The sequence below is a fragment of the Arcobacter sp. LA11 genome (assembly GCF_001895145.1).
GTDB lineage: Bacteria > Campylobacterota > Campylobacteria > Campylobacterales > Arcobacteraceae > Halarcobacter.
Genome location: NZ_BDIR01000001.1, coordinates 168,268 through 181,880, shown reverse-complemented (window position 1 = coordinate 181,880; position 13,613 = coordinate 168,268). Strand labels below are relative to the sequence as shown.

16 protein-coding genes are annotated in these 13,613 nt (G+C 27.8%); 8 read left to right on the top strand and 8 right to left on the bottom strand.

Translation table 11 applies throughout. The features are described 5' to 3' along the window. Window positions 1-11: 11 nt before the first annotated feature. Genes BT997_RS00920 through BT997_RS00900 form a run of 5 tightly spaced genes read left to right on the top strand, consistent with a single transcriptional unit; the run spans window position 12 to window position 5,401 of the window. Window positions 12-830 (top strand): hypothetical protein, encoded by an 819-nt coding sequence (locus BT997_RS00920; protein WP_072679505.1) that lies wholly within the window; start codon window positions 12-14, stop codon window positions 828-830. A gap of 7 nt (window positions 831-837) precedes the next feature. Next, window positions 838-2,046 (top strand): LL-diaminopimelate aminotransferase, encoded by a 1,209-nt coding sequence (locus BT997_RS00915; protein WP_072679504.1) that lies wholly within the window; start codon window positions 838-840, stop codon window positions 2,044-2,046. Window positions 2,047-2,052: 6 nt separating this feature from the next. After that, window positions 2,053-3,315, top strand: coding sequence for a homoserine dehydrogenase (locus BT997_RS00910; RefSeq protein ID WP_072679717.1), 1,263 nt, complete (start codon window positions 2,053-2,055; stop codon window positions 3,313-3,315). A gap of 16 nt (window positions 3,316-3,331) precedes the next feature. After that, window positions 3,332-4,690 (top strand): MATE family efflux transporter, encoded by a 1,359-nt coding sequence (locus tag BT997_RS00905; protein WP_072679503.1) that lies wholly within the window; start codon window positions 3,332-3,334, stop codon window positions 4,688-4,690. A gap of 9 nt (window positions 4,691-4,699) precedes the next feature. Next, window positions 4,700-5,401 (top strand): DUF1835 domain-containing protein, encoded by a 702-nt coding sequence (locus BT997_RS00900; RefSeq protein WP_072679502.1) that lies wholly within the window; start codon window positions 4,700-4,702, stop codon window positions 5,399-5,401. Here BT997_RS00900 and BT997_RS00895 read toward each other — a convergent pair. The 7 genes from BT997_RS00895 to BT997_RS00865 all read right to left on the bottom strand — a co-directional run bounded on the left by BT997_RS00895 (window position 5,382) and on the right by BT997_RS00865 (window position 9,802). Continuing rightward, window positions 5,382-5,687: an AzlD domain-containing protein gene (locus BT997_RS00895; protein WP_072679501.1), complete on the bottom strand. Its 306-nt coding sequence runs from the start codon at window positions 5,685-5,687 to the stop codon at window positions 5,382-5,384. The two genes, BT997_RS00900 and BT997_RS00895, sit on opposite strands and share 20 nt — an antisense overlap. Then, window positions 5,680-6,363 (bottom strand): AzlC family ABC transporter permease, encoded by a 684-nt coding sequence (locus BT997_RS00890; RefSeq protein ID WP_072679500.1) that lies wholly within the window; start codon window positions 6,361-6,363, stop codon window positions 5,680-5,682. Before BT997_RS00890 ends, BT997_RS00895 begins: the two co-directional genes overlap by 8 nt. 46 nt (window positions 6,364-6,409) lie before the next feature. After that, window positions 6,410-7,231, bottom strand: a complete 822-nt coding sequence (locus tag BT997_RS00885; protein ID WP_072679499.1) for an AraC family transcriptional regulator — start codon at window positions 7,229-7,231, stop codon at window positions 6,410-6,412. Between the two features lie 53 nt (window positions 7,232-7,284). Next, entirely contained in the window at window positions 7,285-7,980 is a 696-nt protein-coding gene (locus tag BT997_RS00880; protein WP_072679498.1) for a hypothetical protein, read from the bottom strand. Then, on the bottom strand, window positions 7,973-8,794 hold the full coding sequence (locus BT997_RS00875) for a DUF692 domain-containing protein (RefSeq protein ID WP_072679497.1): 822 nt from the start codon (window positions 8,792-8,794) through the stop codon (window positions 7,973-7,975). The genes BT997_RS00880 and BT997_RS00875 overlap by 8 nt, the downstream gene beginning before the upstream one ends. A gap of 48 nt (window positions 8,795-8,842) precedes the next feature. Beyond that, window positions 8,843-9,154, bottom strand: a complete 312-nt coding sequence (locus BT997_RS00870) for a hypothetical protein (RefSeq protein ID WP_072679496.1) — start codon at window positions 9,152-9,154, stop codon at window positions 8,843-8,845. 69 nt (window positions 9,155-9,223) lie between these two features. Continuing rightward, on the bottom strand, window positions 9,224-9,802 hold the full coding sequence (locus BT997_RS00865; protein ID WP_072679495.1) for a YceI family protein: 579 nt from the start codon (window positions 9,800-9,802) through the stop codon (window positions 9,224-9,226). A gap of 97 nt (window positions 9,803-9,899) precedes the next feature. Here BT997_RS00865 and BT997_RS00860 point away from each other — a divergent pair, with 97 nt between their 5' ends. Both BT997_RS00860 and BT997_RS00855 read left to right on the top strand, forming a co-directional pair. Continuing rightward, window positions 9,900-10,559, top strand: a complete 660-nt coding sequence (locus BT997_RS00860) for a response regulator transcription factor (RefSeq protein ID WP_072679715.1) — start codon at window positions 9,900-9,902, stop codon at window positions 10,557-10,559. Beyond that, window positions 10,516-11,691: a HAMP domain-containing sensor histidine kinase gene (locus BT997_RS00855; protein ID WP_174247181.1), complete on the top strand. Its 1,176-nt coding sequence runs from the start codon at window positions 10,516-10,518 to the stop codon at window positions 11,689-11,691. Before BT997_RS00860 ends, BT997_RS00855 begins: the two co-directional genes overlap by 44 nt. Here BT997_RS00855 and BT997_RS00850 read toward each other — a convergent pair. Beyond that, window positions 11,688-12,347, bottom strand: a complete 660-nt coding sequence (locus BT997_RS00850) for a response regulator transcription factor (RefSeq protein ID WP_072679494.1) — start codon at window positions 12,345-12,347, stop codon at window positions 11,688-11,690. The genes BT997_RS00855 and BT997_RS00850 overlap by 4 nt on opposite strands. Window positions 12,348-12,516: 169 nt before the next feature. Here BT997_RS00850 and BT997_RS00845 point away from each other — a divergent pair, with 169 nt between their 5' ends. Beyond that, window positions 12,517-13,590, top strand: a complete 1,074-nt coding sequence (locus BT997_RS00845; RefSeq protein WP_072679493.1) for a HAMP domain-containing sensor histidine kinase — start codon at window positions 12,517-12,519, stop codon at window positions 13,588-13,590. The last annotated feature ends 23 nt before the right edge of the window (window positions 13,591-13,613 follow it).

Below are 13,613 nucleotides of genomic sequence, written 5' to 3'. Positions count from 1 at the left end.
ATAAAAGAACCATGTTAAAAATATTTATAAGCACAATAATATTACTTGTATCACTAAAGGCAAACAGTTTTAATGAAAAAATAATTAATATAATTGGTTACGATGAATATCGAGTAAATAAAGGTCTTATCGATCATTTGTTCTCAAATAAAGGTGCTTATTATAAAAATGGTTCACTAAATTATATACCTGTAATTGAGAAATTAAAGCATAATGGTCTACTAAGAGTAGGATTTAACTCTCCCCAAAATGTAGTTATTACTTTTAATGTAAGTCACGATCCTATAAAATCACTTAAAATTATTTCTGACTCATTAAAAGCGTTAGGGTATTACCATTATTTTACAAAACAATTAATCTATGATGAAAATACAAATCTAAAATGGACAATAACGCTAAAAACCGAAGCCGCCATCGACCCTCTTATGTTATCAAAAGAGTTATTTAAACACAACTCCTTAATCGTTGATATCAAAAAAGAGGGATATACAAAGTGGATGTATACGATTAATACATCAAATTCTACTTTGTCAAAAGCTAGATTGATTACAGCTGGTGAAGAAGTTAGATTTAGAAAGCCATTGAAACCATACTTTGTGAAAATAAACAAAGCAAATAGTATAAATATTTTATCTAGACCAGGGAATCAATGGTTTCCATCGGTAGTATTTTATGATAGACATCTAAATATTTTAGATATTGTAAAAGAAGATAAAGCACATAAAAGTATTAACTTAGAAGTGCCAGAAGAAACGAAATATATAAAAATAAATGATATATACACATTAGCGAATATAAAACGTGGTCTAAGTGTAATTATTAAGGAGTGAGAGAAAAATGTTTCCAGAAATAGAATTTGAAAGAATGAAAAGGCTTCCAAACTATGTGTTTGCAGAAGTAAATAACATCAAAATGGAAGCTAGACGTGAGGGTGAGGATATTATAGACTTCTCAATGGGAAACCCTGATGGTCCAGCGCCACAACATATTATAGATAAATTAAAAGAGACAGCAGATAAACCAAAAAATCATGGTTATTCGGCATCTGCTGGTATTTACAAATTGAGATTAGCAATTTGTAATTGGTATAAAAGAAAATATGGGGTTGACTATTTAGACCCAAATAAACATGCTTGTGCAACTATGGGTTCAAAAGAGGGATATGTTCACTTAGTTCAAGCTATTGTAAATGTTGGAGATGTAGCAGTTGTTCCAGACCCAACTTATCCAATCCACTCATATGCATTTATGCTAAGTGGTGCAGCAATTCATAAGTTTGAATTGTCATTTGGTGATGATTTTAGAGTTGATGAAGATTTATTCTTTAAAAGACTTCAGACAACACTTGATGAATCTATTCCAAAAGTAAAATATGTACTTGTTAACTTTCCACACAATCCATCGTGTGCTACAGTTACGCCAGAGTTTTACCAAAGATTAGTTGATTTAGCTAAAAAAGAGAGATTTTATATCATCTCTGATATTGCTTATGCTGATATTACTTTTGATGGTTATAAAACGCCATCAATTTTTGAGGCAGAAGGTGCACTTGATGTTGCTGTTGAATCATTTACTCTATCTAAGTCATACAATATGGCAGGATGGAGAGTTGGTTTCATGGTTGGAAATGAAAGACTAATTGGTGCATTAAAAAGAATCAAATCATGGCTTGACTATGGTATGTTTACACCAATTCAAGTTGCAGCTACGGTTGCACTTGATGGACCACAAGAATGTGTTCAAGAACACATTGAAAAATATAATTATAGAAGAGATGTAATGCTTGAAGCATTTAAAGAAGCTGGTTGGGAAATGAATAAACCAAATGCCTCTATGTTTATTTGGGCAAGAATTCCTGAAAAAGCTAGACATCTTGGAAGTATGGAATTCTCAAAACAACTTCTAACCGAAGCAAAAGTAGCGGTAAGTCCAGGAATTGGATTTGGTCACTATGGTGATGAGTATGTGAGAATTGCTTTAATTGAAAATGAAAAAAGAATTAGACAAGCAGCAAAAAATATAAAGAAATATTTAAATAGTTTATAGGAATTGATAATGAAAGTAGGAATAATTGGAGTTGGTACTGTTGGAGCAAGTGTTGCAAACATCTTAAGAGATAATAAGGATATTATCACTGCACGTGCTGGATGTGAAATAACACCAGCAATTGGGGTTGTTAATAATCTTTCTAAAGATAGAGGTGTAACAGTTGAATTAACGGATGATATTGAAAAAGTTTTAAACGATGATTCAATTGATATTATTGTTGAACTTATGGGTGGAGTTGAAAAGCCTTTCGAAGTTGTAAAAAAAGCTTTAGCGAATGGTAAAGCAGTTGTTACAGCAAATAAAGCACTTCTTGCATATCATAGATATGAATTACAAGAACTTGCAGGTGAAACTCCATTTGAATACGAAGCAGCAGTTGCTGGTGGTATTCCAATTATTAATGCTTTAAGAGAAGGTTTAACAGCAAATCACATCCAATCTATCAGAGGTATCATGAATGGTACTTGTAACTATATGCTTACAAAAATGATAAATGAAGGTGTAGATTACGAAACTATTTTAAAAGAGTCTCAAGAGTTAGGTTATGCAGAAGCTGATCCAACATTTGATGTTGGTGGATTTGATGCTGCACACAAACTTTTAATTCTTGGTTCTATTGCATATGGAATTGATGCGAAACCTGAAGATATTTTAATTGAAGGTATCCAAGATATTGCACCTGAAGATATTGATTTTGCAAATGAGTTTGATTATTCAATCAAACTTCTAACAATTGCTAAAAAAATAGGTTCAGAAATTGAACTTAGAGTTCATCCTGTATTTATTCCAAATAATGAAATGATATCTAAAGTTGATGGTGTTATGAACGGTGTTTCTGTAATAGGAGACAAAGTTGGAGAAACTATGTATTATGGTCCAGGAGCAGGTGGTGATGCTACAGCTTCAGCTGTTATTGCAAATATTGTTGATATTGCAAGACGTGGAAAAGGTTCACCAATGCTTGGTTTTGAATCATCACATGGTGAAGATTTAACACTAATGTCAAAAGATGACATCCAAACAAAATACTATTTAAGACTTAGAGTTGAAGATAAAGTTGGAGTTTTAGCACGTGTTGCAACTATTTTAGGAGATAAAAATATCTCAATCGAAAAGATGATTCAAAAGCCACTAAATAGAACTTGTGCACATCTTTTACTTTCTACACATACTTCAATTGAAAAAGACATCGTTGATGCTTTAAATGCAATCGAAGAAGCTGGTGTAGTTACTGCTAAACCAGTAATGATTAGAATTGAGGACTAACCCTCAGTTCTAAATTATGAGTAGAAGAATAAAAAACTCAAAACACTTAATAACAGATGATATTCCTAAACTTATAAAACAAATAGCAATACCTGCAAGTACAGGTATGTTTTTTAACACTATGTACAATGTTGTAGATACTTTCTACGCAGGTCTTATTTCTACAGAAGCTATTTCAGCTTTATCTTTATCTTTTATGATTTTCTTTACAGTTATTGGATTAGGTTATGGTTTTTCTTCAGCTATTACTGCTTTAATTGGAAATGCAAATGGAAAAAATAAACACTTTCTAGCTTCATTATACGCACATAAAGGTATATTCTTTATGCAAATGCTTGCTGTTGTACTAACAATAGTAGGTTTTATTACCTCTCCCTATCTTTTTAAACTCCTTGGAGCTAGTGGAGCTTATTTGGATACTGCATTAGATTATATGAATGTGATATTAGCAGGAACAATATTTTTTATGACTAACTTTGCTTTAAATGCAATTTTAATGTCAAAGGGTGATACTAAAACATATAGAAATACTTTGATATTTGGATTTTTTGCAAACTTAATTTTAAACCCAATATTTATTTATGGATTCTTATTTATTCCTGCAATGGGAATAAAAGGAATTGCTCTTGCAACAGTTTTAATTCAACTAATAAATATTGTATATATGCTCTATAAAGTAATGCAAACAAAGATGATACACTTTGATAATCTAAGATATTTTTTACCGCATAAAAAGATATATAAAGACTTGATAACACAAGGAATACCATCTAGTATGAACATGCTAATTATGGCTCTTGGTTCTATTATCTTAATGTATTTTGTTTCTTTATATGGTGTAAAAGCAGTTGCAGGTTATGGAATAGGATTTAGAGTTGAACAACTTATGCTTTTACCAGCTCTAGGATTAAGCTCAGCAGTACTTTCTATAGTTTCTAATAACTTTGGTGCTAAAAAGTACGATAGAGTTCAGGAGACGCTTAATAAGGCTTTAAAATATGGTTTTTATATATCAACCTTTGGAATTGTTTTTCTATATATCTTTGGAAAAATAATAATCCAACAGTTTGATAATGATTTAGAAGTTATTGCATATGGATTTGATTATATATTAGTAGAAGTTTGGATTTTCTACGCTTATGTAATTTTATTTATCTGTGTATCCACTTTACAAGCAATTAAAAAACCAAAAATGATTTTATACATTGCCCTTTATAGACAAATAATTGCTAAATTTTTAGTAGCTTATATCTTTGTGATATGGTTAGCCTTAGATTATATCTATTTATGGGTTGGAGTTTTAATCATGATTTATACTGCAGCTATATTTGCATATATCTACACTCAAAGAATGTTGAAAAAACTCTGCGTATAAAGGATAAAAATGGAATATCATATTTTAAATGGTGATTGTCTAAAAGAAACTTTAGAAAATGAATATTCAAATCTTTTAATTATGAGAGAAGCTCTAATACAAGGTCCTATTGAAGAAAAAGATGAAACTTCTTTTTTTGAAAAAAGAGCAAATTTTATAAGTGAAAAATACAAAGCTTGCTCAAAAGAAGACTACCTTAAAGGTCTAAGTGAATTTGAAAAAATAAAAGCCATTGAAAAAAAATCAATCATAAACCTTTGGTTTGGAAAAGATGTTTTCTGTCAAGTTAACTTTTGGTTTTTACTAAATCTTTTAAAAAATAAAATAGATACTAATGACTTCTATCTAGTCATACCTAATGAAAATCAAAACTGTTCTTTTTCTAATAAAGAACAAAGAGAAGAATCTTTCAAAAAGAAAATCACTATTTCAAAAGAAGATGTTAAAATATTTTGTAAGCTATGGGATTTATTCACTAAAAAGCAATATACTAAGATGAGACAAGAGGGAAAAGCTTTAGAAAGTAACTACCCTTTTATATTAAAAACAATAGAAGCTATTATAAATATGCAAGAAGTTGAAAAAGAGTTGATTGAACTAAGTATTGAAGAGAATGATTTCAAAAAACTTTTTCAGAAAATATCTAAAAAATACAGTATCTATGGATATGGAGATATGCAAGTTATGTATATTATAGGAAATTCCTACTAATTGCTACAATTAAAACACCTATAACCATTGATAATAGAATACTTCGTGTTTTATACATAAATAAAGCAATAAAAAGTATCGCAACGACTCCTATAACTCCTTCTTTTAAAATAGAAGGGACAACAAGAGATAAAAGTAAAGTAGCTGGTAAATAGTCCAAAAATATTTTTATATTCTCATGTTTTACTAATTTATTAGAAAGAAGTAATCCTGAAACTCTTAAACTATAAGTTCCTATTGCAACACAAAATATTACAAATAATGCAGTTAAATCTATGTCATTCACTTATTTGCCTTTTATGTAAGTACACAGCACTAATTGAACCACAAACAGCACCTATAACTATATAAAACTTTCCAGGAATAAAATACTCACATATTACTGCACAAAGTGCTGTTATAAGCCAAGGAATTAAATCCTCTCTTCCTTTATACATATTAAATGCAAGTGCAGTAAAGATAGCAACAAAAGCAAAGTCTAAGCCATATTTTGAAGGCTGTGTTATAAACTCTCCTAAGGTATATCCACTAATAGTTCCTAAAGACCAAGTAAATAATATAGATACTCCACCACCAAATAAAAAAAGAGGAGTAAGTTCTTCTGTTTTTAATTTACCCATAGTAATAGCCCAGTTCTCATCTGCAACAAGATGCATATATTTAAATTTGTCTTTTTTATTACTTGAGATAAATAAAGAGTTTAAAGAAGCTCCAACTAAAAAATATCTAAGATTTATCATAAGTGCAGCAAGAATTATTCCTAAAATATCTAAAGTATTACTCCACATATCTACCATAACAAATTGTGCAGAACCTGCAAAAATAAAAAAGTTCATTAATATCAATTCATGAAACTCAACACCTTTTTGAGTACATAATATTCCTAATACTGAACCATATGCAAAAACACTAAAACCTATTGGGATATTAGCTATAAAACCATTTCTAAAATCATTTTTCATAACAATATTTTAGCTATAAAAAGAAAAAAAATCTTGTACAATATTGCTAATTAAAGAAACTTTTATATGAGCCTGGGGTAAGTCCAGTTATAGCTTTAAATCTTTTATTTAAATGACTTTGGTCAGTAAATCCACAAAGGTATGCTGTATTTATAATTGATTCACCATTTTGTAAAGCTTGTTTTGCTTTTTCTACTCTTCTTAACATCAAATACGTATGAGGAGAAAGATATGTTTTTTCCTTAAAAAGCCTTAGTAGATGGTATTTTGAAACATTTAATTCATTTGCAATATCATCTAAACTTAAATCTAGGGAGAAGTTATCATTCATAAATTCTTTTGCTTTTAGGATAAGTGATGAATTACCAGATGTATTACTTTGCGTATTTTTATTCGTATTTAAATACACAATGTCTTTTAAAATGTCAATAAATTGACACTCAAAATCTAACTTAGAAATAGAATCCTTTTCATTTTGAGAAACTAAAAAAGACAATTTTCTATATATCTCTTTATTTTCTAAAGTATTCTTTTTAAAATATATATTTTTAGAAGAAGAATCTTCAAATATTTTCTCAAAAATAGAGGACTTAAAATAAATAGAATTATACTTATATCCTTCATTATTTGAAGTTTTACAAGCATGAACTTCATCAGGATTTAGAGTTAATATTGCTGATTTGTTAAAACTATGGGAAAAGCCATCTAAAAAGGCTTTCATCCTACCTTCTTGAACTAAAGTAATTGTATACTCTTCATGGACGTGTTTATCAAATTCAAAAGTATTAAAATGACCTTTATATAATATAACATCTTCTTGGATATCGGGTTTCCAAAATTTTGCAGAATGAATAATATTTTTTTCCATAAAAGATTATATCACAGAAAAGATTCTCTGTATTGTACTAGATTGCGAAAGGATTAAAAGAAAACTCTCTTTTTATATAACTCTTCAAAAGAAGCCTTTAAAAGTGTTTTTGCTTCTTTTAAATCTATTTCATTCTCTTTACATAATATTTTTAGTTTAGATTCAATTGTATCTTTATTATCTAAAGATTTTAATAGATAAAAAATTAAAGGGTTAATTTCCCTATATACAACTGTATTTTCATCAAAATCATAATAAATCAATACATAATTTTCTCTTTTTGTTTGATAATCTGAGTTTATCAAATCATATTGAAATTTTTTAATTCTTGCAGATTTTGAAAAAGTATAACTATTTTTCCACTTGAACTTGTCTAACTTTTTTAATTTATACTCTCTCATATAAATTTCAACTTCTATCCAATCATAATATAAAAGTTCATATAAATATTTTCTATCATGGAATAGTTTTGCTTTTTTTACAAACTTTCTAAAATCATTGGGAACCTGCCAAACAAAAGGAGTTTCAGGCGTATTTTTCATAAAAAGTATGATAGCTTTTTCTATTTCGGCATTTGATATATATTCAACAAATAAAGGCATAGAGTTTCTAATAACCTCATCAAATCTCATAAAAACAAGTTTTTGGTACACATTCAAAACTGTACCATCAAAGCCATCTTTTTGGTCTATTAAAATATCAAAAAATCTACCTTGAATATCTTTTTCTATCATATTAGATTTAGCCATTTTGAACTCTTTTAACAATCTTTTTCATCTGCTTATACTCATCTGCTAAAGTTTCTAAAGGAGGGATATTGTTATCTCTTTCTATCATAACAGGAGCGTTTATTTGTTTTAAAGTATATTCTAATAACTTCCAAGTTCCAGAGTTTATAGGCATACCATGAGAGTCTATTTTCATATTTGAATCTTCATCATGAAAATGTCCTGCCATATGCATGTACGCTACTTTACTTTTATCAATTTCATCTATAAATTTTCTAGCTTTAAAAGTATGATTTACTGAATTTACAAAAACGTTGTTTACATCAAGAAGCATTTTTGCACCTGACTTTTCAAGTACTTCGTTTATAAAATCAACTTCTCTCATCTCAGAATAAGGTACATAATAATATGTAGCATTTTCAAGTATTAAGTTTCTTTGAATAATATCCTCAACTTCTTTTACTCTATCACTAATATGATTTACCATTTTTTTAGTCATTGGAACAGGTAGAAGTTCATAAGATTGTTTTCCATCAAATGATGAAAAAGAAAGATGTTCAGAATAGTATTCTATATTGTATCTATCTAAAAATTCTTTGACCTGTTTAACAAACTTACGATTGAGTTTGTCAACAGATCCTATTGATAATGATAAACCATGAGCTATTGTAGGTCTAGAAAAAACTGCTTCTTCAAATGCTTTCTCAAAAAGTTTTGGCATATGCATCCAATTTTCTGGAGTAACTTCCCACCAATCAGGTTGAAAATTACTCTTTTTTACATCTAAAAGAAAATCACTTCTTAATCCTAAACCACATCCTTCAATATTTATCATTAATTTTTTTGCCTTTTATTTTTTACTTAATTACGATTCTTCGCCATTTCACCCACATTTACCAGCGCCACAAGAACCTGACATTTTTTTCTTACCATCTTTTTTCATATCGCCACCACATTTACCAGCACCGCAAGAACCGTCCATTTTTTTACCATCCATTTTCTTACCGTCTTTTTTCATGTCGCCACCACATTTACCAGCACCACAAGAACCATCCATTTTCTTTTCAGTTTTCTTCATGTCACCACCACATTTACCAGCACCACAAGAACCACTTTTTTCACCTGCATATGCACCTGTACTTGCCAATGCAGCTCCTAAAAGAATACCTGCTAATTTAATTTTTGTATTTTTCATTTTATTTTCCCTTTTTTTATAAGTTTGGTTATTATATTTTTTTTTGTTTAAAACTATTTTAAATAAAAATTATTGTTCAATAGCTTGAACTTCAACTTCAAGTTTTACTTTTTCACCTACTGCAAAACCACCTAGTTCTAAGGCTTTATTCCATTTAAGATCAAAATCACCTCTATTAATTTTCCCTTTTAAAGTAAATCCAACACGGTTATTACCCTGAAGATCTTTAATTGTACCTATTTCTTCAACATTTAGTTTTACTTCTTTAGAAATACCTCTAATTGTTAAATCACCAATCATAACACCTTCTTCACCATCACCTTTATATGACTTCATATTAAAAGTAATCTGAGGATGTTTATCTGCTAGAAAAAAGTCCTCACTTCTTAAGTGATTGTCTCTTTTTACTATTCCCGTATCAACTGACTTTGTTTGAATAACTGCATTTAACTTGTTAAATGTTTTAGTTTTATAATCGAAATCAATAGTCGCATCAAATTCGTTAAATTCACCCTTTACATTAGTAATCATTAAATGTTTTACAGAAAATCCAACTTCTGAATGACCTGCATCTAATGAATGAGGCGTAGCATTAGCTAAACTAAAAGATAAAACTGTCGCTGCAATTACACTAGTTAATAGTTTCATTTTTCACTCCTTGATTTGTTTGATAATTGAATTTTAATAAAGTTCTGTGTAGTCAATGTGTAGATATAAATTTTTATTATATGTTATACTTCTTTTTATGAAGATATTACTATTAGAAGATGATTTAATTTTAAATGAAATAATAGAAGAGTTTTTAGACTCTTTAGAATATGAAGTAATCTCAGTATACGATGGTTTAAAAGCTAGTGAGTATATATATGATGAACATTTTGACTTACTTATATTAGATGTAAACGTCCCAAGTATAACAGGTTTTGAATTTTTAAAAAATTTAAGAGAAAACAATATAACTACTCCTGCAATATTTATTACCTCACTTAATTCTGTTGATGATATGGAAGAAGGGTTCAAAGCTGGAGCAGATGATTATTTAAAAAAACCCTTTGAATTAAAAGAGTTAGAACTTAGAATAAACAATATAAAAAGACTTCTACATTTAGAAGAAGATGAAATAATTATCGATGATAATATAAAGTTTAATACTAAACTAAATTTTATAGATAATGACTCAATAAAAACAAAACTTCCCCTAAAAGAAGCACAAATTTTAAAATATCTTGCAAACAATACAAATAGATGCGTATCACAAGATGAATTATCTTCAAATATTTGGACTTATGAAGGTGCACCAACTTCATCAACTATTAGAACATATATAAAGAATATTCGAAAAATTATAGGTGATGAATACATTGAAACAATCAAAGGGGTTGGTTATCGATTTAACAAGAAGTGAAAAAAATACTTTTTTTAGATTTCTAGGATTATATCTTGGTTCTTCTTTTATATTATTGTCAGTTATCTTCTATCTTTTTTATAAAATAGAATCAAAACTTCACTATGATTTGATCACTTCAAATATGCAAAATGTTGCTTCAAAAGTTTCATCAAGTATTATCTATGCACATATGTCTGAACTTACTATAAACACAACAAAACTTGCAAAGTTTATAAAATATGATTATGCTTTATATGATAAAAATCATCGAAGACTAGCTGGAAATATTGATGATAGAATAAACCTAGGAGAAAGACTTCAAAAAATTGATGAAAACTATATCCTAGTAGATGGAACGCCTAGAGGACATCTTGGAGTTTATCATATAGCTATAAAAGAAAATTTCTTTAAAGACAAAATCACAAAACTTATAGAAGATATTATTCTCTATTTTGTAATTATCTATTCTATTATTGCAATAATTGGTTACTATTTAGCAAATTTATTTATTACTCCTATAATAAATGAAAGAAGAAAGCTAAATAACTTTATAAAAGATACAACCCATGAACTAAATACTCCTATTACTGCAATTTTGATGAGTACAAGTAAAGATGCTATTCCTACAGAAAAAAATATGCAAAGAATCAATCTAAGTGCAAAAAGAATATCAGAGATATATAAAGATTTAGTCTATCTCTTTTTACAAGATAGTTCAAAAAAAACAACTCCATCAAATCTACAGCTAGATAAAATACTTAAAGAACAAATAGAATATTTTGAATCTTTTGCTTCAAAGAAACAACTTAAAATAATATCACACTTAGAACCCAGCACATTTTTAATAGATAAAGAAAACTTTATTAGACTTGTTAACAATATCATATCAAATGCTATCAAATACAATAATATTGGTGGAACAATAAATATAAAACTTAAAGATAATACGCTTTCAATAGAAGATACCGGAATAGGAATAAAAAAAGAACTCTTAAAAGATATTTTCAACCGTTACTATAGAGCAACTAAAGATCAAGGTGGTTTTGGTATTGGATTAAATATTGTTTATCATATTTGTCAAGAGTATAATATAAAAATAGAAGTAGAATCTGAAGAAAAAATAGGAACAACTTTTACTCTAACATTTTAAAGATTTAGTTTATATCCTATTCCTTTAATAGTAGTGATTCTATCTTTTCCTAATACTTTTCGTAAGTTCTTTATATATGTTCTAATAGTTGTAGCAGTAGGTACATCATCATATATCCAGTTATTTAAAGATATCTCTTCAATTGAGATTGATTTATTTTGATTTTTTATAAAGTATTCAAAAACCTTTGATTCTGTTTTTGATAAATAAGTTTCTATCTCTTCTACAGTAATAACTTTCGTATCATAATTATATGAAATATCCATATTCAATTTTACAAACCCTGAACTTTCAATTTGACGAAGTCTTTTTATATTGTTTATTCGTAATTTTAATTCACTTAAATGAAAAGGTTTTTTTATATAATCATCAGCACCAGAATTAAAACCTTTTTCCATATCTTTTGAAGTATGAAGTGAAGTTATAAAAATTGTAGGGATATTAATACTATTGTCTTTTAGCCCTTTTAATAGATCAAAACCACTTAAAGATGGAACATTTACATCAAGTATTAACAAGTCAAAAGAGTTATCATAGATAGTTTCTAAAGCCTCTTCTCCATCATAAGTTGAAATAACATCATAATCTAAATCAGTTAAAAATTCTTCTATGATTTCATTTAATAAAGTATCATCTTCAAGTAATAATATTTTCATATTGTAAGTATAGTAAATTTTCTGTGTATTGTATATGGAAAAAATAGTTTATGATATAATCCCAAAATATAAAACTTAAAAATAAGGATATAAAATAGATTTAACACAAAGTGAAAAAAGAACTTTTCTTAGATTTTTTGGCCTTTATTTAGGAAGTTCACTCGTTCTAATGATACTAGTTGCTCTTCTTTATTATCAAAATGAAAAAAAACTATATTTTGATTTAACAAAAACAAAAATGCAAAATGTAGCTTCAAATATATCATCTAGAATTATTCTTGTTCATATGAGTGGTAAAAAAACTCCTATAGAAGACCTGCTCTTTGAAGATGATTATAACTTTTCACTATATGATTCAAATAAAACAAAAATTTATGGAAAAATTCAAGATAAATTAGATTTTTCAAAAAAGATTATAGAAAAGGATAAATACTTTATCTTAACTGATAACTCAACATATGGTCACTTAGGAGTATCCTATATTGCCATAAAAGACAACTCATTTTATAAGACACTTAATGAATTAAAAACAAATATCATTCTTATATTTCTAATTATATACTCTATTTTAGCACTCGTTGGTTTTTATTTAGCAAAACTATTTTTAAAACCAATAAAAGATGAGAGAGAAAAACTAAATACCTTTATAAAAGATACAACACATGAACTAAATACTCCTATTAGTGCTATTTTAATGTCTTCTGAAACAGAAGAACTTTCAAATAAACAAGTTACTAGAATCAAATTAGCAGCTCAAAAGATATCAGAAATATATAAAGACTTAACCTATACATTTTTAGAAGAAAGAGACGAAGAAATTGATTTGAAAGAGATATCTCTAAACCAAGTAATAACTCAACAACTAAAATATTTTGAAGTACTTGCCGAGAAAAAGAAGATTAAACTAATCACTGATTTAGAAGATACAAAATTTAAAATAGATGAAAATGATTTTACAAGACTATTTAACAACATAGTATCAAATGCAATCAAATACAATAAAAAATCTGGATTTGTAGAGATTACATTAAAAAATAAAAAATTAATAATAAAAGATAATGGTATTGGAATAGAAGATAAAAAAATAAAAGATATATTTAATAGATACTATAGAGCTACAAAAGATAGTGGCGGCTTTGGTATTGGATTAAATATTGTTCAAAATATTTGCTTGAAATACAATATAAAATTTAATGTTCAATCAAAACTAAAAGAAGGTAGTACTTTTAGTTTTGATTTCTAAAAAATATGAAAGATAGATTATCT